This window comes from Microbacterium aureliae (genome assembly GCF_054780155.1).
On sequence record NZ_BAAGWW010000001.1, the window covers coordinates 931,791 to 949,749 of the forward strand.

The window sequence follows — 17,959 nt, forward strand, 5'->3', positions numbered from 1 at the left end:
CACAGTTATCCTCGCTTCGGGCCCTGAAATCGGGCGCGGGAAGCCCCTCTCCGACCGCGAGAGGGTAGCGATCAGCCGGCGCTCCGTGCCGGGCTTTCGGCGGCATATCCTCGGCGCTGCGCGCCTGCGGTATTCCACGACCCGGCACTGCGCACCGTCAGATCGCTGATGTTCGCTGATGTCGGACAGCGGCGCCGAATGAGCGCGAACGCTAGGTCGCGGGAACCGTCGCGTCGTCGATCGCGGCGGGAGCGAGCAGTTGGCCGACGAGGTCCGCCGCGCCGCGCTGGAGGGTGCGCACGGCGTGCGAGTACGTGTTGAGCGTCGTCTGGATGTCGGCGTGCCCGAGGCGCTCGGACACGATCTTGGGATGCACGCCGGCCCTCAGCAGCAGTGTCGCGTGGGTGTGGCGCAGCTCGTGCAGGTGCAGCTCGTCGAGGTCCGGATGCGCCGCGGCGGCCTTCAGGACGCGCTCGCGCCACTGGCGGGAGAACTGGGTCGGGTTGTGCGGCATCCCGTACCGGTTGCAGAAGATCAGGTGCTCGCCGCGCGCGAGCTCGGGCGACACGGCGCGGAGCATGTCGCGCTTGGCCCGGAGCGCGCCGGCGAGTCGGGCGTCGATATCGACGTTGCGTACGCGGCCGCTCTTGGTCGCCTTGAAGTCGATGACCGGCCTCTTGCCGGCCTCCTTCACGTATGACATCGCGCGGGCGATCGTGATGACGTCGTTGTCGAGGTCGAGGTCCTTCCAGCGGAGCGCGAGGATCTCGCCGCGTCGCATCCCGGTGCCGAGGAGCGTCAGCCACGCGAGCCACAGGTAGTCCCCCGTCGATTCCGACCACTCCAGGAACATCCGCGCGTCCTCGGCCGACCAGGTCGCCATCTCGGGCGGCGCGGCCTCGAGCTTCGTCGGCGGCGACGCGCGCTTGGCGGGGTTGAAGCGGATCAGTCCGTCCTCGAGCGCGTGCTGCAGCACCTGCGAGATCAGCACGTGGATGTGCCGGACCGTCGCTGCGCCGAGCGGCTCGCCGATGTGGCCGCGGTCCTTGCGCCCGTTCTGCTCGAGCTGGCGGTAGAACCGGTTGAGATGATCCTTCGTGATGTCGGCGATCGGAGTGCGGCCGACCGACGACGGCAGCACGTGGACGCGGAAGTGCTTGCGGTAGCCAGCGAGCGTGGTCGGACGCACCCGCAGCGCGTCGAAGTAGAGCTCGGCGTAGCCGTTGAGCGTCGCGCGGGTCTCCTCGACGTGGTCGCCGCGGCGGATATCGACCTGGATCTCGGTCAGCGCATTCAGTGCGTCTCGCTCGGTCGCGAAGCCTCGACGGAACCGGCGCGCCGAGTCTCCGTCCGCCCGATCCACCCAGTAAGCGATCCGATACCGCGTCTCCCCCGTCTTCGTCGTGTACGACGAGACCGTTCCGTCCTGGTTGGATCTGCGCGGCATCCGCTCCCCCTCAGAAGATCGATGGCCCGCCGGACGAGGGCCCCGCGGGGCCTGTATATGGCCCCGGCGCGTGCCTGCGCTGCGGGCGGCGGTCGTCGCCGCGCACACGGCTCATCAGCCGGGTCGCCGTGCTCTGGCTGACGCCGAGGTTGTCGGAGACCATTCGCAGAGGCGGAAGGTTGATGGTGTAGGCGAGTTGGTAGAGCCGCACGGCATCCGCCATGGTCTGCTCGTTGGTCCGCTCGCCGCGCTCGCGCATGCGCAGAATGTACTCCCCACCGCTGACGTCACGCTCGCCGGGCTCGGCGACTGTGGACACCCTCAGCCCGCTCGCTTGCAGCGCGTACTGCACGCGCACTTCGCGCAGCGTCACGCTGGTGACCTCGTCCTTCTCATCGCCGCGCGTCACCCGCACTTCGCCGGCGACGACGCGACGAAGCTCGGGTGAGTAGACCGCGTGCACCTGGATCTCCCCCGGCACGTCAGGTTCGCCCCGCATCACAGCGGTCCACGACGCCGGAACACTGACGCCATTGCCCACAGCAACGCGCTGCTCGCTGACATCGACGCACTGCAGGTCCACCATGCGCCCCAGTATTTCAGGCGCCAACACGCTGAACAAGGCATGACATGACTGATTCTTGACACATATGGCTCACCCTCGTGCTACCGTGTGCGCATGCGCTGACAAAGGTGGCTCAAGGAGGGAACGAAGATGAACCGCTCGCCGAACTCGCTCGCTCTCACGTACAAGGATGCCGCCGCGCTCGTCGGCGTCGAATACCGCACCATCAAGCTGGGCGTCGAGCGGGGGACGATCCCGACCGTCCAGCTCGGCCCGCGGCGGATGATCCCCCGCGCGGCGCTCCTCCGGGTCTTCGGCGTCGAGCCCTGATCCGGGCTCGCGGAGCTCGTCATGGTGGACGCCCGCCTCCCGGCCGAGTGGCTCGGGAGCATCCGCATCGACGGCCTCAGCGACCGCGCGTTCCGCATCCTGGCCGGCGCGCTGATGTGGTGTAACGGCCAGGGTACGGACGGCGCGATCCCCGCCCGCTACACGAAGTACCTGCATCCCGACGGCGATGATCAAGCCGCGTTCGAGGAGCTCGAGCGCGCCGGCATCTGGAAGCGCGACGCTGACGGCTACCTCATGTCTGGATGGTCGGACGAGCTGCGCCAGTCCACGGCCGCGGAGGTCGCCCGCTACAAAGAGGCCGCACGACTGCGGCAGCGGGCGTACCGGGAGCGACGGCGAAGCGAAGCCGACGCTGGCGCGACGCCACCGGGTCGACCGTCGTCGGTGACGCGTGACGTCACGCGTGACAAGACGAGTGACGTCTCGGCGAACGTAGGCTCAGGCTCTTCTGGAGACCACCAGAAAAAGAGGAGAGCCTACGCGACGCGTGACGTCACGCGTGACGGATCCTCCCCCTTCTGCGAAAAGCACCCCTCCGGCACCACGGAGCCCTGCGGGGGCTGCGCACGCGCCAGAGTGGCGCTGGAGGCCCGTCAGCAGGCGCTGCCGGGCCTCGCGTGGGACTGCGCCGTGGACGGCCACAAGCTCGTCATCGATGGCACGTGTGCGGTGTGTGACTTCCGACCGCACCGCGACGTCGCGTGACGCGCACCCTGCAGCGGTCAGCGCAGCTCGATGAGCCGGTTCCCCGCCTCGACGAGTTCGACGACGCGATCGATCAGCGGCTCGAACCACTCCACCAACGCGCGGCGCCGGGTGTTGCCGACGCGAACCCACACGATCACCGGTGCCGCAGCGCCGAGAGCGACCATGCTCGGGAAGTCTTCGTCCTTCGTGATGAGGACGGCGTCGTGCTCGAGCGCGTAGCGCCACAGCTCGCGGTCCGAAGCGTCGGCCGGGCCGATGTCGATCACATGCTCGGCGATGTGCCCGCGGGCCGCGAGCATCCGCGCGAGCGCCGGCGGCAGCTGAGCGTCGACGAGGAAGCGCACCGTCAGGACGCGAGCACGATCGTATGGTCGGCCTGCGCGGCGGCGTACTCGAGGCAGGCGCGGATGTCCTCGGCGGTCAGGTACGGGTAGTCCTCGAGGATCTCCGACTCGGGCGCGCCGGCTGCGAGCAGCGCGAGCACGTCCGACACGCGCACACGCGTGCCGCGGATCGCCGGACGGCCGTGCACGACCTCGGGGTCCACGACGATGCGCTCGAGCAGTGACATGGCATCAGGGTACCGCGCGGCCGTATGAGATTCACGGGCTGAAACGGCGGACTCAGGACGCGTACACGTCAACCGCCTCACCGAAGGCGCGGCGGGCGAAGTAGGGGTTGCGCACGGCGGTCGCTTCGACCAGATCGACGTCGCGCCCCACGATGCGCTCGAGGGCCTCCTTCAGATCGAGGAACGGTGCGATCCCCCGGAGCGCGTCGGGCTTGAAGTCGACGAGGAAGTCGAGGTCGCTGGTGGCGGGGTCGAAGCGTGGGGTGAGCGCCGAACCGAAGATCCGTAGCCGAGCCACGCCATGCGCCTCACAGGCGCGCGCAATCGCCTCGCGATCCAAGTCATCCACCGCGTCCATGGCTTCACCGTACCGAGCCCTGAAGCACACAAGCGCCCGATCGCGAACCACTCCGACGAAGTCAACGCGAGAGTCCCCCGGGTAGCCGCAGCGCGACGCCAACTGCACTGCCCACAGCACAGAGATGACGAACAGAATGGGCGATGCACGCAGGCACTATTCAGTGACACGCTCCGATCCCTTGAGCAGGCTGGGATCGCGTGACAACCTGGTTACATGGTTCGAGGAAGGCAGCAGCTGAAGCGTGACGCCGCCCGCACCCGCGAAGCCGAGGCGCTCAAGCAAGCAGAGCGAGAGCGACGCGAGGCGGAGGAACGCGCAGCTCTCGACCGCCGCTTGACGCGGAAGTGGGGCGGCCCGCGATCCGCACTCGACCGCCTCGGCGCACTCTCCCGCGACCTCGAGAAGCTCCACCAGGAAGAGGCTCGAATCCTGCGAGAACGGGACGAACTCGTTCTCTGGCTCCGCGACGGCGGGCAGAGTTGGACCACGCTGAGCGCTCGCACGAAGCTCAGCCGACAGGCTCTCATGAAGCGGATCCGCAGCACCTGAGCCGCACGCATCGCGGGCCGGCATCGCCCCACCCATCGCGCGGGGTTCACGAACAGTCAGACTCACAAGCACTCAACCGGGAACCTGTCAGGGCATCTCCTCCCCACGGGAACGGACCCCCCAAGGTCACTGCGCTCGGCCCTAAGGGACGGCATCCGTGCGTGCGGCGACCCCCAGCAGCGACTGCCTCACCGTCGCGACGTCAGGACCGAGACCGGCCATCGAATCCCGTGTTCGTCGTGTCCCCCATTCGATGGACAGACACGTCCGGTTCGCGCCGCTAGATTCTGTTTCACTCGCCCCAGTCATCACGGGGCACCGAGAACGGAAACGCACCCATGCCCGCACCAACGAGGCGAGTGAGGCAGACGCTATTCGCGGCTGCCTCAGCGATGATGCTCGTGCTCACCCTGGCCCCACCCGCACAGGCCGCACCACCCGAGGGCGTGCCCGCGGGCTCGCCGCTGGACCAGTGCGTCAGCGCGGCCACCGCGGCCAAGCACCAGCAGTGGACTTGTCTGGGCGGCGAGCTGACGATCGAGAAGGACAGCAACGGCAAGGCGGTGGGCCGCACCGAGCGGATCGCCGCAGAGCTGCCCGCGCAGGCGAACGTCCCCGGAGCGTCGGCACAGAAGCCGATGTTCTCGACAGCGAGCTTCACGACCAAGACCGCCACGGTGGCCGCAGCCAGCTCAATCCGGGTCGTGCCGATGAAGGGCGGCGACTTCTACGACACCTGGTGTGAGACCGGCACCATCTGTAGCCGTTCGATCTCGACGTACGCCTCAGAGACTAAGGGGAACGCCGCCTACGGGAACCAGAGCGGCGTCATCGGCTCGTATGACGTCATCATCACCACCAACCTGAACGGTCGACAGGGCCAGTGGGTGGTACGCACCATCTGGGACAGCGGCCCAGGGCTGAACTTCAACAGCCCCACCCTGCACTGCCGGCAGAAGGATTTCTGGGCGGCGCTCGACTGCGGCAACCACGGGTACTACAGCCACCGCCTGACCTCCTCGAACTACCGCTACACGTCGAACACGCTCTACGGCAACAAGCTCGTCAACATCGCCGACTACTACGGGCAGTTCAAGGTGCAGTTCACGCCCGACGGGTACCCGCCCTACAACGCCACCGCGCTGAACACCCGAGTCTTCCACTGCCCGAGCGGCGGCTCAAGGTGCTTCTTCCCGTGAGCACCGTGAAGGCGCTGGTCCCCGACAACGGCTGGCAACTACTGATCGCCATCATCGCGGCGGAGACGGTATCCCCCGATCTGCTCACCGTCGACCCTGTCCCACGGCAGCGACGTGTGGTTCGCGAGGACTGCATCACCGCCGACGGCACCACCACCACCCACCGGGAGCAGACGCCAGAGGAGGAGGACAGGCTGTCCGAGATGGTCGACAGCTACCTGACCGACGCAGGCGTGCAGCCGCTGCCCCGGCCGGTGGCGGTGCACCTAACACTGCCGGACGGGGTGAAGGACATGGACCAGCTGGGCGAGCTGGTGCAGGCCGACCTCTGGGATCGTGAACTGACCCACCCCTCGGCGTGGGCGGCCGCGTTGCGGGAGGTACTTCCGGGACGCTATGCAGATCCCACATAGACCGCGCGGCGGTGCGGCCGGTCCCTTCGGGGCCGACCGCTCCCCCTGCGCTCGGTGTCCGAAAACGGTCACGTACGGCGGCAATGATCCGACGGTGGCACAGTTGTGGCACAGTTGTGGCACAGTTGGCCGCGACACGCCGTGTATTTCGATGCAGGTAAACGCATACTGTGCCATATTTCGGAGCACCGAAAACCCCGGAATTACGCGGCAAAGTGGCCCATTCGCACCTCAGAAAATGAGAGTTCGAATCCCCTATCCTCCGCCACGGTCGTCCGCGCCGCGCCTGTGCGAGATCGCGGGGCTATGGGCGTCGTCCCCCGCACGGCCACTAGGCTCCGGTCATGTCGCTGCTCCGACGCCTCGTCCTGCAGGCGCTCGCCGCGATCGTGGTGATCGCGGCGGCCGGTCGGGCGCTACGGGTGATCGGCGGCGACGACCCGCCTGAGGACCGGGCCGTGCGTGCGCTCCAGGCAGCGTTCGGCCACCGGCCGACCGGCGGCGCGTCGGAATCGGCGGACCCGACCGGCCCGCGCGAGCCGATCGACCGCGTGACCGCCCCGCTCTCGTGGTACTCCGGCGTGCCGCAGACCATCGCGAACGGCGCGATCTGGTGCGGCGTCCTCTGGTGGCGGACGCGCGAGCGGCGCTCCGCCGTCGCACCGGCGGCGGCGCTCGCCCTCGAGACGGCGTGCTTCGTCGCATCCGCCGCGCTCGTGGGGCGGCCGCGGCCCGAACGGGTGTGGCGTCCCGAGCGACCGCACGCGACGTCGTCCTTCCCCTCCGGTCACACGGCGGCGGCCTTCGCGCTGCACGGCACGCTCGCCGACCTGCTCGATCGCCACGGCTCCCGTGGCGCGCGGCGGCTCGGTCCGCTCCTGCGGTACGGCATCCCCGGAGCGGTCGCGTTCTCGCGGATCTTCCGCGGCCAGCACCACATCACGGATGCCGTGGCGGGCGCCGTCCTCGGCCGGTGGACCGCGACTGTCATCCGCCGGGCGTTGCTGAGGTCCTAGGCGGAGAGGTCCCGCGCTCTTCACGCCTGGTCGAGCGCGGTCGTCCCACGACGGGAAGCGATCCGGGTCCGATCACGTGCGGGGTTGACGCCTTCTGCGGTGATCCGACCGGATGGCGACGGATGGCGTCAACTGCCGGGTCGCGCGCGACGTGCAGTTGACGCCGTTCGCGACGACCGGACGCGATAACGACGGATGCCGTCAACTGCACGGCGGGCAGCCCTGGCCACCGGCATCCGGGCCCCCGCGCGGTCCTGTCAGCGCTTGCCCCTCAACTGGACCGTCGTCTCGTTCATGTAATCGGAGCAGAAGGCGACACCGCACGCCACCGCGAAGGTGACGGTAGCTGACTTGCCTCCCTTGAACAGGCCGTTGTCTCCCATCATCTCGATGGCCCAGGGATTCGTCGTGCCGTCGCACGTGATCTCCGCACCACCCCATCCGCGGATGAGGAAGCGTCCCACCCGCTGAGTCAGCTGCGCATCGAGGAAGGCGAATTCGGCATCCGCCCCGCACATGATCGTGCCCGAGAGGGTCACCCACCCGGTCTTGGCGTCGAAGCGGGCCGTCGGGTCGACCGTGACCTCGAGGGCCGGGGCCGGCGGGGCCACGTCGATGGCGAGCTCCATCTGGCCACCGTTGCCGCCTTCGTCGAACTGGTCGTCGAAGACGACGACGAGGTAGGTCTCGCCGGCTGTCGCCTGCCACGCCGCGCCGCCGGGCCCGCAGGCGATCACCTCGAAGCCTCCCGGGGAGCCGGTGGCCACGATGACGCCCGCGGTGTAATCCGAGGCCGAGACATCCGCGAGATAGGACTCATCGGCGGCAGCCGTGAGGGAGTACCACACGCTGGCATCCGTCGCCGGAGCACCGCATCCGGCGTTCAGCTCGGCGTCGTCGGCGTCGGTCGTCGCCTCCGTGGTGTCGAGGAGTGCCGTGAACGGCAGCCCGGCGACGATTTCGGCGCCGCCGAACACGTCGTTCGTGGGCGGCGCCGCCACGGCCGGCGAGCCCGCCAGCGCGGTGACGGCGAGAGCGACCGCGAGCCCCGCAGTGAGGCGTTGTGAGATCTTCATTGACCTTCCCCCTTGTGATCCGGCTTGTGATCCGGGGCGATCCGGCTGCCCGCCCCCGCAGGCTCATCTCGGATCGTCGCCGCCAGTATGGCGCGCTCCGTGCGCCCGCGCTACGGGTGCAGCGCGCGACACCGCGGCGTCCGCGGGCCACGGCGCGCGTGCCGCAGAAGAACGAGGGTGAGGACGGCGAGGGGGCCGTTGATCAGGCCCGGCGCGCCGACCCAGAGCGAGCCGGTGCCGACCGCATACGCCCCCCAGAAGCACGCGTTCATGAGCAGCAGCACCTGCGAGGACGCCGACACCCCCGTCAGCAGCTCACGCCGGCCGCGCGACCTCCATACCAGAGCAGCCTGCGGCCACCACAGGACGAACGAGATCACCGAGGCGATGACGCCCAGCAGTTCGACGTACGGGTTCACGGCTGCCACCTCCTCCGGCTGTGCCTACAGGAAGGAGTACTCGCGACCCGCGGGCGATACGCCGGAGAGCGCTTCTCGTACAGGCGCGCCTCGACGAAGCTGCCCGGTCCGGGCGCGGGATCACCGGCACGCGATGCGCCCCGGCCGGCCCTGGCCGCCGGCATCCGCGCCATACTGGCGGCATGACCGCGAATCCGCCGCGCGCCGCCGTCGCGACGATCGTCGCCGCGAACGCCGTCGACAAGCTCGCCGCGCTCCAGATCATCGCCGACGCGGTGGGCTCGTTCGTGAAGGATGCCGGGACGTCGCAGCCCGCCATCCCCCTGGCCGAGGGGGTGTGGATCCGGATCGAGATCCCGAAGTTCGGCGAGCCGCCGCCCCTCGCGATCGACGTGCATGCCGCCGGCGGTACGGAACGCGCCAGAAGCGAGGCGCTGGCCCTGATGGAGCGGTTGCGCGAGCGGACCCCGTGGCTGCTCTCGCCGACGTTCGCCGACGGCGTCCCACCTTCGCACGCCACCTGAACCATTCACCGGAATAGGACCCGCGGGCGTACCGTTGGCACCACCATGGAACGCTTCGGAACCCTTTCGTTCGGCCACTACGGCCCGCTCGGCGGCGGTCGCCAGCTGACCGCGCAGGACTCGATGCTGCAGGCGGTGGACCTCGGGCAGGGGATGGACGACCTCGGCGTCGACGGCATCTACTTCCGCGTGCACCATTTCGCCCGGCAGCAGTCCTCGCCCATGCCGCTGCTGGCGGCGATCGCCGCGCGCACCGAGCGCATCGAGGTCGGCACCGGCGTCATCGACATGCGCTACGAGAACCCGCTCTACCTCGCCGAGGAGGCGGCATCGGTCGATCTGCTCTCGGGTGGCCGCCTGGCGCTGGGCGTCAGCCGGGGCTCACCCGAGACGGTCGTGCGCGGCTACGAGGCCTTCGGGTACACCGGATCGGACGACCCGCGCGGCGCCGACATCGCCCGCGAGCACTTCTCGCTCTTCCTGCGCGCGATCGACGGCGAGGGTCTCGCCGAGCGCGACGCCACCAGCCCCTTCGGCGGCGGCAGCGGCCTGCAGCGCATCGAACCGCACTCGCCGGGCCTGCGCTCGCGCGTGTGGTGGGGCGCCGGCAACCGGGACTCCGCCGAGTGGGCGGGGCGGACCGGCGTGAACCTCATGTCCTCGACGCTGCTCACCGAGGCCGACGGCACGCCCTTCGACGAGCTGCAGGCTCAGCAGATCGACGCGTTCCGCCAGGCGTGGACGGATGCCGGTCACGCCGGCACGCCGCGCGTGTCGGTCAGCCGCTCGATCTTCCCCATCACCACCGCCGAGGACGCGATGTACTTCGGCGGCCGGCAGGACGGCGACCAGATCGGCGTCATCGACGGGATGCGCTCCACGTTCGGCAAGACCTACGCCGGTGAGCCCGACGACCTCGTCGAGCAGCTGCTGCAGGATGCCGCGGTCCGAAGCGCCGACACCCTGATGCTCACGATCCCCAGCCAGCTGGGCGTCGCCTTCAATCTGCGGCTCGTCGAGAGCTTCGCGCGCTTCGTCGCGCCGGCGCTGGGATGGCAGGGCACTCGGGTCTGAGCGCCCTGCATCCCCCCACCGGCCGGCGGGTCCTCAGCCGACCGGGTGTCCCGCGGCGAACATGCCCGACGGGTCCCACTCGGCTTTGAGAGCCCGCAGCCGCTCCCCCGCGTCGCCGAACGCCGTCGTGCGCTCCACGCCGCCGTCGACGAAGGTCAGCGCGAGCGCGGGCGCGTGCCAGGGCGACATCGCGGCGATCACGCCGCGGACGGCCGCGAGCGCGGACACGGCGAACTCCGCGCCCGGCACCATCGCGATCCCGACGACGAGGTAGTCGGCGTCGACGGCGCCGATGGCCCCGGCGTCCGCGGGACGGCGGGATGCCGCGCCGCCGACGTGACGGAGCTCGGCGATGAAGAGCCCCGGCGCGCTCGCGGCGGCGAGGAACGCCTGGACCGCGTCCCCGGGGAGCGCGGCGACCATCGCGCCCTCTGAGAAGGCCGGTGCCGGCTCGGGCGGATCCATGTGCATGAGGACCAGTCCCGCCGACGGGATACGCGCGAAGGTGTCCATCTCGGGCCCGAGGTCGCGCAGCGGCTGCAGCAGCGCCGCCGCATCGTCGTCGCCGGAGAGAATCGCCCCGTCGATCGCCACGAGGCTGCGCCCCGACAGGAACGGCGGCAGCTCGGGCATGGGCGGGAAGTGCATGATGCGCAGCGAGGTGGATGCCGACTCCGGCGCCGTGCGCGTCCACGCCGCCCATGCGGGGGCGACCTCGGCCGCCCGCGACGCGTCCCATCCTCGGCGAGGCGGATCAGCCGGGAGTGGTGCACGTGCGCGACACCCTGCTCGAGCCCGCCGACGCGCCGGTCGCCGCGTATCGCCGCGACGCGCACGTCGTACACCCCGACGCCGCCGTCCACGAGGTGCTCCGGGACATGCGCGAACGCGGCATGCAGCTCGCCGTCGTCATGGATGGGGGAACGGTGACAGGCGTGGTCTCGATCACCGACATCGTCGCGCGTGTCCTGCCGCGGCAGGACACGGCTGCCTGAGGACGCACGGCAGGACGTGACCCGGGAATCGGTCGGCGAAGTGGCACGCCGCCGTCGCGGACATCACCCGCCGACCTTGTCTGCCACGGCGTCCCACCACGCCGACGCCGCGGAGCGGTGGGCGGGGAACCGCTCGGCGGCGGTCGCCCGGATGCGCTCGCGTGCGCCTGCGACCGCGTCGAGGACGCCGGGCGCGGCGGCGAGGTCGTCGAGATCCACCACGTGCGACCCGCCCTGGCCCCAGTGCCCGAGCGCCCCGGTCAGCTTCACGCGCGTGTAGACGTCGGCGGCCAGGGCGAGGATCGGCACGCCCGCGGGGGCGGCGAACACGGCGGGGTGGTAGCGGCTGGTCACGAGGGCCGCGGCGCCGCGGGCCAGCGCGGCGGCCGGCAGCGAGTCGCCGGTGGGCACCACGGTGCTCGGCTCGCTCATGCGGGCGCGCACCCGCTCGTGCAGGGCGGCGTCGCCCGCCGGCGCCGCGGCGAGGTCGTACTGCCCGAAGTGGGCGTGGAAGACCACGGGTCCGACGCTGCGCGCGGCGTGATCGAGCACCGCCGCGATCGCCTGCTCGACGACGTCGGCGGGGCGGTGGGCGAACCAGCCCGAGAGGCTCACGAGCACCGAGCCGGCGGCATCCGTCGAGGCCGCAGGCCACCCCAGGAACGACGCGTCGTCGACGGTGCGGACGTCCGTCGCGCCCCATCCGCGGACGAGCTCGCCGGAATCGGCTTCGCGGACGCTGGTGGCGGCCGCCTCGCGCACGAGCTCGGCGACCCGTGCCGCGTCGGCCGGGTCGAGATCGGGGCCGAAGGTCTGCCCCGTGACGACGACGGGCAGGCCGCGGTCGCGCACCATTGCGGCCAGCGTCGTGCGCTCGTAGATGTGGACGGGCCAGCGCGAGGCGAGGTTGCCGCCGCCGGCGTTGACGAGCCCCGTGACCTCGTCGAGTGCCTCGAGGACGCCGCGCGCGGGATCGTCCGCGGCGAGCGCGCCGCGACCGCGCGCCGCGTCGCGGAGCTCGTGCGCGCGCCGTTCGGCGGTGGGACGATCCAGACCGGCGAACCCGAGCCGCTCGAGCATGGGGACGCCGTAGCGCGCGGTGGACTCGGCGGGCGCCGACGAGACGCCGATGATGCCCACCGACCGCGCGGACAGCTCGTCGCGCGTCGCCTCGAACATCGCCTCGTCGCCGATGTGCATCATCCCCGACACCACGCCGATGTCGCCGATCGCCAGTACCGTCATCCCTCGCCCTTCCGCGCTTCGCCGCCCTCAGGAAGATCCATCGGGATGCCGGATGCTTTGTCAACCATAGGCTTCCCGGCACGTGCGGCCACTACGATCGCATCTGCTCGCATGCGGCGGGACCGCGTGCAGAGAGGACGGGTCATGGGGATTCAGACGGCGATGGACCGCATCGTGGAGGCGCCCGCCATCGTCGAGGCGCTCCGCGCCGCGGACGACCTCGCCTTCGAGGCCGGACGCGACCCCGGTCTGCGGACGCTGCGGGTGCTGTCGGCGGCGATCGGCGGCAGCGACGACATCGCGGCCCTCGCGGCGGTGCACGCCCTCGCCGAGATGCACGACGAAGAGGCGGCGCGCCTGCTGGTGTCGCTGCTGTCGGATGCGCGCGCGTTCGTCCGCGAGCACGCGGCCTGGTCGCTCGGACAGGGCCTTCCCCGCCCCGCCGCCATCGCGAGGCTGACCGGGATGGTGGCCGGCGGCGGCTTCACCGGCATGCTCGCACAGCACACCCTCGAGAAGTGGTCGGCGGGCTCCGGGGAGCTCCTCGCGGTCGCGCTGGAAGCGGCTGTGAGCGGGCACGCCGACACCGCCGCGCGGGCCCGGGTGGTCGAGACGCTGGGGCTGGTGCGTCACGCCCTCGCCGTCCCTCCCCTCTGCCGCATCGCGCTGAACGCCGCCGAGGCGCTGCCGGTCCGCGAGGCGGCCGTGGCCGCCCTCGGGCAGCGCGGCGGGGACGCCGTCGTCGCCGCGACGCTGGAGGACCTGCTCGCCGCCGGCGGCGCGCTCGCCGACGCCGCGCGGCTCGCGCTCATCGACCTCGAGGCCCCCGCGGCCGCACCCGCCGAGCACGCCGGGCTCACCGTCGCGCAGCTGTTCCTGCACGCCGACATCGACCCGTCGCTGTCGGCCTCGGGCGCCGGCGACAACGGCGGCATCGCGACGCTGCTGGTGCGCCTGGGCGACGCCCTCGCGACCGACCCTGCCGCGGGCATCACCCGCGTGCTCACCCTCTCGCGCGGCTCGATGGCCCAGGCGGGCGGCGACCTGCTCGAGGTGGCCGGCTCCTCCGGGCACGTGTACGGTCACGTGCCGCTGGGCGAGCCGGCGCCGCCGTCGGCGGCGGCCTGGCCGCTGCGGGTGACGGCGCGGCGAGGCATCCGTCGCCTTCTGCGCGCTGCGGGGCGCGTGGACGTGCTGCACCTTCGGATGGCCGACGTGGGCAGCCTCGCCGCCGCCGACGTCGCGCGGGAGCTCGGCATCCCCACCGTCTTCACCGTCGCCCCCGACCCCCACAGCGTCATCCAGTCGCTCGATCGCGCGGGGACGCTGACGCGCGAGGGGTTCGGCGAGGCGGACCTGCGCGAGCACTTCTGGTTCCGCGCGCGGCTGGTGCAGAGTCTGGCCGGCTCCGCCTCGCACACGGTGCTCTTCCCCCGACCCGAGCTCGCACGGGACATGCGCGAGCTCGTCGGCATCGACATCGACTCGCACCGCGAGCGCCACTCGATCGTCGCCGAGGGCGTGGATCTGCAGGTCATCGACCGCGCAGTCGACGCCGCCCGCACCGACGTCGCCGCGGCCGGCGCCGACCTCGCGCGGCTCGTGCAGCAGCTCGAGCCGGCCCGCCGCGGGCTGCCGCTCATCGTCTCGGTCGGCCGCCTGCACCGCGTGAAGGGCATGGCGACGCTGGTGCGCGCGTGGGCGGAGTCACCGCTGGCCGAGCGCGCCAACGTGCTGCTCGTCGGCGGCGACCTCGAGCACCCGTCGGTGGACGAGCGCGAGCAGCTCGACCGCATCGACGACGTCGTCCCCGCCGCCGAGCGCGCCGCGCGGGGCCTGATCGTCGCGGGGCACCGCCCCAACGACGTCACCGCCCGCTGGCTCGCCGCGGCGAGGTTCGGGATGCCGGGTCTCGCCGCTCCCGGCGGGGTATATGCCTGCGCGAGCATCAAGGAGGAGTTCGGCATCGCGCTGCTCGAAGCTCTCGGCGCCGGACTCGTCGTGGTCGCGCCGGACGGCGGCGGACCCGCCACCTACGTCGATCACGGCGACACCGGCTTCCTCACCGCGACGTGGGATCCGCGGCGCCTGGCGGAGTCGATCGGGCAGGCGCTGGACCGCGCCGCGCTCGGCGACGACGCCATCGCCGCGCGGGCGCGCGGCGTCGTCGAGGAGCGCTTCACGATCCAGGCGATGGCGGCCGCGCTCGCGCCGATGTACCGCACCGTCGCCGTCCAGGAGCAGGAGCTCGTCCGGGCGGCGGGGCTGCCCGCATGACGCTGCTGGTCATCAGCCCCGACTACGCCTCACACCTGCTGCCCCTGGCGACGCTCGCCACAGCGTGGCAGCGCGACGGCCACGATGTCGTCGTGGCGACGGGGCCCGCCACCGCCCCAATCGTCGCGCAGTTCGGCTTCACCCGCGCCGATCTGCCCCTCGGCCGCGGCGCGAACGCCGGCGTCATCCGCTCGCAGGAGCAGCAGGCGGCCGAGGCCGCCTCGCTCGAGGGGTTCTTCGCGGCGACCCGGCGGGGAATGGTCGAGACGCTCACCTATCAGGCGCGGGAGCGGCTGACGGATCTGATGTGGATGCCGGCGGACCGGGCCCGCGCCACCCTCGAGGTCGTCGAGCGCGTGCGCCCGGACCACATCCTCGTGGACCATCTGGCCTTCAGCGCGCGCCTGGCGCTGCACACGGCGGGGATCGCGTACGGCGACGTGGTGCTCGGGCATCCCTCCGCCCTTCCCGGACCGGGCGAGGTGTACGGCTTCCCGCCGGCGTGGCCGTCGTCCTTCACGCCGGCCGCGGCCGACCTCGAGGCGCTGCGCGGGCTGTGCGAAGAGGTCTCGGACCGCTTCGCCGCGCAGTGGTCGGCGGCCGCGCGCGAGCTCGACCCGGCGGCGCCGGCCGTCGCGGACGCATTCGCGCTGCACGGCGAGACCGTGCTCTACAACTACCCGGCCGCCTTCGCCGACGGCGACGGGCGCGCGTTGCCGCCGCACCGCTTCCTGGGTTCGACGTGGCGGGACGAGGACGCCGACGCCGGCGTCGAGGACTGGATCGGCACGGCCGGGGCATACGTGTACGTCAGCTTCGGCAGCTTCCTCTCGGTGCGCGCGGACGTGCTCGCGCGTGTCGCCGAGGCCTTGCGCCGCCTGGGCCTGCGCGCGGCGATCGCCACCGGCGTCACCGACCCCGCAGACCTCGGCCCGCTGCCCGCGGACTGGCTCGTGCGCGAGTACCTGCCCCAGGTGCGGCTGCTCGCGTCGGCAGCGGCATCCGTCACCCATGGCGGGAACAACTCGGTCACCGAAGCGGCGGGGGCGGGGGTGCCGATGGTCGTGCTGCCGTTCTCGACGGACCAGTTCGCCGGTGCGGCCGCGATCGAGCGGGTGGGCGCAGGCCTCGCCCTCGACCCCAACACCGCGAGCGCGGCGGAGCTGGCCGACGCGATCGGCGCGGTCGCGGCGCCGGGCTTCGCCGGCCGGATGCTGCTCGACGACGTCGCCGCCGGGCAGCGGCGTGAGCCGGGTCCCGAGATCGCCTACGCGACCCTCTCGTCGAGCTCGCTCGGGAGCCCGACCAGCTGAGCCATCGCGTCGGGGTCGCCCGCGGCGAGACGGTATTCCTCCATGCGCGCGGCGTTGGCGTCGTAGGCGGCGCCGGCACGGACCTCGCCGATGTGATGGAGGGCGTAGACGCGTCCCGCGTGCCGCTGCGGCGGGGCACCCAGCAGCGTCGTGTGGGCCAGGAACCACGCGGCGTCCTCGAAGCCCCAGCCGCGGAAGCGCTCGTCCTGACCGCCGTGGCTCGCCCAGGTGCGGGGCGTGGCGACGTAGACGCCCGAGCACGCGCCCTCGACCAGGTCGTGGGCGCAGTCGACGAGCGGCGTTCCTGCGGCGTACTGCGCCGAGCCCTCGCGGCCGAGCCAGCGGTACTCGTCGTAGGGCAGGTGCACGAACGGGCTGTCACGCGCGGCGGCGATCGCCTCGCGGAGCGCCGCGGGCTCGGGCAGCGTGTCGGCGTCGCCGATCACCACCACCTGGTCGGGTGCGGCCTCGGCCATGGCGCGGTTGCGGCACGCGGCGAGCACGAACGGGTCGTCGTCCGTGTCGACGGTCTCGATCGGCAGGTCGGGGAAGTGGTCGGCGTACCAGGCGACCACGCGCTCGAAGGCGTCGAGGCGCGACGGGGCCGCACGCCACGGCAGCACGATCTTCGCGGGGGCGATGGTGGTCGCTTCGAGCACGCGGTTCTCCTGGACGACGGGAAGGGATGGGGGACGACCGGAGGGTCGGTTCAGAGCCTAAGCGCCCGATCGACCCACGCGGGAACGATCTCGGTGGCGGGACCGAGCTCGACGTGGTCGTAGAGCGAGACGTCCTCGTGGGTCTCCAGGTTCAGCAGGGCGGTGCGGGCGCCCACGGCCGCAGCCAGCGCGTGCAGGGTCGAGGCCGGTGCGACCTGCCCGGAGGTGCCGACCACCCACAGCTCGCGGCATCCGCTCACCGCCTCGTAGATCTCGTCGAGTCGGTAGACCGCCTCGCCGAACCACACCACGTCCGGCCGGAGCGCCGGCCGGCCGCACGCCGGGCACGGGGGTGCCGGGGCGAGGTCGCCCGTCCACTCCGGCCGCGCCCCGCACGCCGTGCACCGTGCGCGGGCGAGCTCGCCGTGGATGTGGATGACACGACCGGAACCGGCCCGCTCGTGCAGGTCGTCCACGTTCTGCGTGACGATCGTCACCGGGTGGCGCTCCTCGAGGCGGGCGAGGGCCCGGTGGGCGGCGTTGGGCTCGGCCGCGCGGGCGGCGCGGCGACGCTCGTCATAGAACGCGTGCACGAGGGCGGGGTTCCGGGCGAAGCCCTCGGGGGTCGCGACGTCCTCGAGCGCGTGGTCCTCCCACAGTCCGTCGGACTGGCGGAAGGTGCGGATGCCGGACTCGGCCGAGATCCCCGCGCCCGTCAGCACGACGATGGCGGATGCCGTCACCCGGCGTCCTCGATGAGGTGCAGCTGCGTGCCGTCGGGGTCGATCAGGTAGCCGGCGCGGTGTCCCCACTCCTGGAGCGCGACCGGCACCAGGCGCGGGATCCCGGTGCTGCGCTCGACGACGCCGGCGGCGCGGACGGCGGCGTACAGCTCGTCGAGGTCGGCGATGCGGATGCTCGCCATGAACCACGAGGCGTACGGGTCGTGCTCGGGCGCGAGGAAGAACTCCAGGGTGATCGTCCCGCGGGCGAGGATCAGCCATCCGCCGTCCCGATAGGCCGGGACGAATCCGAAGCCGCCGTAGAACGTCACCGTCGCGTCGAAGTCGCGCGACGGCAGGTTCGGCACGGCGCGGTCGTGAACGGCGCGGTCGTGAACGGCGCGGTCGTGAACGGCGCGGTCGGGCACGGCGCGGTCGGACATGGTGCGACGATACCTCCGGCGAAGTCCGCGGG

At 71.8% G+C, this 17,959-nt stretch carries 23 protein-coding genes; 10 read left to right on the forward strand and 13 right to left on the reverse strand.

Annotated features, from left to right (window positions below):
- Positions 1-211: 211 nt before the first annotated feature.
- Together ACYVF4_RS04505 and ACYVF4_RS04510 are read right to left on the reverse strand one after the other, a co-directional pair.
- Positions 212-1,447: a tyrosine-type recombinase/integrase gene (locus ACYVF4_RS04505; protein ID WP_460720134.1), complete on the reverse strand. Its 1,236-nt coding sequence runs from the start codon at positions 1,445-1,447 to the stop codon at positions 212-214.
- A gap of 10 nt (positions 1,448-1,457) precedes the next feature.
- Entirely contained in the window at positions 1,458-2,033 is a 576-nt protein-coding gene (locus ACYVF4_RS04510) for a hypothetical protein (RefSeq protein ID WP_460720136.1), read from the reverse strand.
- A gap of 129 nt (positions 2,034-2,162) precedes the next feature.
- On the opposite strand from ACYVF4_RS04510, the gene ACYVF4_RS04515 reads away from it, so the two are divergent.
- Together ACYVF4_RS04515 and ACYVF4_RS04520 are read left to right on the forward strand one after the other, a co-directional pair.
- Complete coding sequence (locus ACYVF4_RS04515; protein ID WP_378884357.1) at positions 2,163-2,342, forward strand: helix-turn-helix domain-containing protein; 180 nt, start codon at positions 2,163-2,165, stop codon at positions 2,340-2,342.
- Between the two features lie 21 nt (positions 2,343-2,363).
- Positions 2,364-3,068: a hypothetical protein gene (locus tag ACYVF4_RS04520; protein WP_460720138.1), complete on the forward strand. Its 705-nt coding sequence runs from the start codon at positions 2,364-2,366 to the stop codon at positions 3,066-3,068.
- Between the two features lie 17 nt (positions 3,069-3,085).
- On the opposite strand, the gene ACYVF4_RS04525 is transcribed toward ACYVF4_RS04520, so the two are convergent.
- The 4 genes from ACYVF4_RS04525 to ACYVF4_RS04540 all read right to left on the reverse strand — a co-directional run bounded on the left by ACYVF4_RS04525 (position 3,086) and on the right by ACYVF4_RS04540 (position 4,576).
- Positions 3,086-3,415 carry a DUF5615 family PIN-like protein gene (locus ACYVF4_RS04525; RefSeq protein WP_460720140.1) on the reverse strand — a complete coding sequence of 110 codons (330 nt, stop codon included), beginning with the start codon at positions 3,413-3,415 and terminating at the stop codon, positions 3,086-3,088.
- Between the two features lie 2 nt (positions 3,416-3,417).
- Complete coding sequence (locus ACYVF4_RS04530; protein ID WP_460720143.1) at positions 3,418-3,642, reverse strand: DUF433 domain-containing protein; 225 nt, start codon at positions 3,640-3,642, stop codon at positions 3,418-3,420.
- A 52-nt stretch (positions 3,643-3,694) separates the two neighbouring features.
- Entirely contained in the window at positions 3,695-4,000 is a 306-nt protein-coding gene (locus tag ACYVF4_RS04535) for a nucleotidyltransferase family protein (RefSeq protein ID WP_460720144.1), read from the reverse strand.
- A gap of 156 nt (positions 4,001-4,156) precedes the next feature.
- Complete coding sequence (locus ACYVF4_RS04540) at positions 4,157-4,576, reverse strand: hypothetical protein (protein ID WP_460720147.1); 420 nt, start codon at positions 4,574-4,576, stop codon at positions 4,157-4,159.
- Between the two features lie 377 nt (positions 4,577-4,953).
- Here ACYVF4_RS04540 and ACYVF4_RS04545 point away from each other — a divergent pair, with 377 nt between their 5' ends.
- The 3 genes from ACYVF4_RS04545 to ACYVF4_RS04555 all read left to right on the forward strand — a co-directional run bounded on the left by ACYVF4_RS04545 (position 4,954) and on the right by ACYVF4_RS04555 (position 7,180).
- Entirely contained in the window at positions 4,954-5,751 is a 798-nt protein-coding gene (locus ACYVF4_RS04545; RefSeq protein WP_460720149.1) for a hypothetical protein, read from the forward strand.
- Positions 5,748-6,164, forward strand: a complete 417-nt coding sequence (locus tag ACYVF4_RS04550; protein WP_460720151.1) for a DUF5956 family protein — start codon at positions 5,748-5,750, stop codon at positions 6,162-6,164. Before ACYVF4_RS04545 ends, ACYVF4_RS04550 begins: the two co-directional genes overlap by 4 nt.
- Before the next feature lie 344 nt (positions 6,165-6,508).
- The gene (locus ACYVF4_RS04555; RefSeq protein WP_460720153.1) at positions 6,509-7,180 is read left to right on the forward strand and encodes a phosphatase PAP2 family protein; all 672 of its coding nucleotides are present in this window, start codon (positions 6,509-6,511) and stop codon (positions 7,178-7,180) included.
- 257 nt (positions 7,181-7,437) lie between these two features.
- Here the strand turns inward: ACYVF4_RS04555 and ACYVF4_RS04560 are convergent, their stop codons facing one another.
- Positions 7,438-8,256, reverse strand: coding sequence for a DUF6299 family protein (locus ACYVF4_RS04560; protein WP_460720155.1), 819 nt, complete (start codon positions 8,254-8,256; stop codon positions 7,438-7,440).
- A gap of 110 nt (positions 8,257-8,366) precedes the next feature.
- Entirely contained in the window at positions 8,367-8,675 is a 309-nt protein-coding gene (locus tag ACYVF4_RS04565) for a hypothetical protein (RefSeq protein WP_460720157.1), read from the reverse strand.
- 182 nt (positions 8,676-8,857) lie between these two features.
- Here ACYVF4_RS04565 and ACYVF4_RS04570 point away from each other — a divergent pair, with 182 nt between their 5' ends.
- Complete coding sequence (locus ACYVF4_RS04570) at positions 8,858-9,199, forward strand: hypothetical protein (protein WP_460720159.1); 342 nt, start codon at positions 8,858-8,860, stop codon at positions 9,197-9,199.
- 45 nt (positions 9,200-9,244) lie between these two features.
- Positions 9,245-10,273, forward strand: coding sequence for an LLM class flavin-dependent oxidoreductase (locus ACYVF4_RS04575; protein WP_460720161.1), 1,029 nt, complete (start codon positions 9,245-9,247; stop codon positions 10,271-10,273).
- A 33-nt stretch (positions 10,274-10,306) separates the two neighbouring features.
- On the opposite strand, the gene ACYVF4_RS04580 is transcribed toward ACYVF4_RS04575, so the two are convergent.
- Entirely contained in the window at positions 10,307-10,921 is a 615-nt protein-coding gene (locus ACYVF4_RS04580; protein WP_460720163.1) for a BBE domain-containing protein, read from the reverse strand.
- A gap of 125 nt (positions 10,922-11,046) precedes the next feature.
- Here ACYVF4_RS04580 and ACYVF4_RS04585 point away from each other — a divergent pair, with 125 nt between their 5' ends.
- The gene (locus ACYVF4_RS04585) at positions 11,047-11,268 is read left to right on the forward strand and encodes a CBS domain-containing protein (protein WP_460720165.1); all 222 of its coding nucleotides are present in this window, start codon (positions 11,047-11,049) and stop codon (positions 11,266-11,268) included.
- Positions 11,269-11,331: 63 nt separating this feature from the next.
- Here the strand turns inward: ACYVF4_RS04585 and ACYVF4_RS04590 are convergent, their stop codons facing one another.
- On the reverse strand, positions 11,332-12,513 hold the full coding sequence (locus ACYVF4_RS04590) for a polysaccharide pyruvyl transferase family protein (protein ID WP_460720167.1): 1,182 nt from the start codon (positions 12,511-12,513) through the stop codon (positions 11,332-11,334).
- 144 nt (positions 12,514-12,657) lie between these two features.
- On the opposite strand from ACYVF4_RS04590, the gene ACYVF4_RS04595 reads away from it, so the two are divergent.
- Together ACYVF4_RS04595 and ACYVF4_RS04600 are read left to right on the forward strand one after the other, a co-directional pair.
- Entirely contained in the window at positions 12,658-14,790 is a 2,133-nt protein-coding gene (locus ACYVF4_RS04595) for a glycosyltransferase (protein ID WP_460720169.1), read from the forward strand.
- A complete protein-coding gene (locus tag ACYVF4_RS04600; RefSeq protein WP_460720171.1) occupies positions 14,787-16,103 on the forward strand; it encodes a nucleotide disphospho-sugar-binding domain-containing protein in 1,317 nt (438 codons plus the stop codon). The genes ACYVF4_RS04595 and ACYVF4_RS04600 overlap by 4 nt, the downstream gene beginning before the upstream one ends.
- Here ACYVF4_RS04600 and ACYVF4_RS04605 read toward each other — a convergent pair.
- Genes ACYVF4_RS04605 through ACYVF4_RS04615 form a run of 3 tightly spaced genes read right to left on the reverse strand, consistent with a single transcriptional unit; the run spans position 16,058 to position 17,927 of the window.
- Complete coding sequence (locus ACYVF4_RS04605; RefSeq protein ID WP_460720173.1) at positions 16,058-16,762, reverse strand: glycosyltransferase family protein; 705 nt, start codon at positions 16,760-16,762, stop codon at positions 16,058-16,060. The two genes, ACYVF4_RS04600 and ACYVF4_RS04605, sit on opposite strands and share 46 nt — an antisense overlap.
- Positions 16,763-16,812: 50 nt before the next feature.
- A complete protein-coding gene (locus ACYVF4_RS04610; protein WP_460720175.1) occupies positions 16,813-17,505 on the reverse strand; it encodes an NAD-dependent deacylase in 693 nt (230 codons plus the stop codon).
- Positions 17,502-17,927, reverse strand: a complete 426-nt coding sequence (locus tag ACYVF4_RS04615; protein ID WP_460720178.1) for a bleomycin resistance protein — start codon at positions 17,925-17,927, stop codon at positions 17,502-17,504. The genes ACYVF4_RS04610 and ACYVF4_RS04615 overlap by 4 nt, the downstream gene beginning before the upstream one ends.
- Positions 17,928-17,959: the final 32 nt, after the last annotated feature.

Bases quoted from the DNA above. Each gene is read 5' to 3' on its own strand.
- ACYVF4_RS04515 (WP_378884357.1), top strand. From the start codon at position 2,163: ATGAACCGCTCGCCGAACTCGCTCGCTCTCACGTACAAGGATGCCGCC.
- ACYVF4_RS04580 (WP_460720163.1), bottom strand. From the start codon at position 10,921: ATGCACTTCCCGCCCATGCCCGAGCTGCCGCCGTTCCTGTCGGGGCGC.
- ACYVF4_RS04600 (WP_460720171.1), top strand. From the start codon at position 14,787: ATGACGCTGCTGGTCATCAGCCCCGACTACGCCTCACACCTGCTGCCC.
- ACYVF4_RS04535 (WP_460720144.1), bottom strand. From the start codon at position 4,000: ATGGACGCGGTGGATGACTTGGATCGCGAGGCGATTGCGCGCGCCTGT.
- ACYVF4_RS04590 (WP_460720167.1), bottom strand. From the start codon at position 12,513: ATGACGGTACTGGCGATCGGCGACATCGGCGTGGTGTCGGGGATGATG.
- ACYVF4_RS04505 (WP_460720134.1), bottom strand. From the start codon at position 1,447: ATGCCGCGCAGATCCAACCAGGACGGAACGGTCTCGTCGTACACGACG.
- ACYVF4_RS04570 (WP_460720159.1), top strand. From the start codon at position 8,858: ATGACCGCGAATCCGCCGCGCGCCGCCGTCGCGACGATCGTCGCCGCG.
- ACYVF4_RS04555 (WP_460720153.1), top strand. From the start codon at position 6,509: ATGTCGCTGCTCCGACGCCTCGTCCTGCAGGCGCTCGCCGCGATCGTG.
- ACYVF4_RS04595 (WP_460720169.1), top strand. From the start codon at position 12,658: ATGGGGATTCAGACGGCGATGGACCGCATCGTGGAGGCGCCCGCCATC.
- ACYVF4_RS04560 (WP_460720155.1), bottom strand. From the start codon at position 8,256: ATGAAGATCTCACAACGCCTCACTGCGGGGCTCGCGGTCGCTCTCGCC.
- ACYVF4_RS04575 (WP_460720161.1), top strand. From the start codon at position 9,245: ATGGAACGCTTCGGAACCCTTTCGTTCGGCCACTACGGCCCGCTCGGC.
- ACYVF4_RS04530 (WP_460720143.1), bottom strand. From the start codon at position 3,642: ATGTCACTGCTCGAGCGCATCGTCGTGGACCCCGAGGTCGTGCACGGC.
- ACYVF4_RS04520 (WP_460720138.1), top strand. From the start codon at position 2,364: ATGGTGGACGCCCGCCTCCCGGCCGAGTGGCTCGGGAGCATCCGCATC.
- ACYVF4_RS04540 (WP_460720147.1), bottom strand. From the start codon at position 4,576: ATGCCGGCCCGCGATGCGTGCGGCTCAGGTGCTGCGGATCCGCTTCAT.
- ACYVF4_RS04615 (WP_460720178.1), bottom strand. From the start codon at position 17,927: ATGTCCGACCGCGCCGTGCCCGACCGCGCCGTTCACGACCGCGCCGTT.
- ACYVF4_RS04510 (WP_460720136.1), bottom strand. From the start codon at position 2,033: ATGGTGGACCTGCAGTGCGTCGATGTCAGCGAGCAGCGCGTTGCTGTG.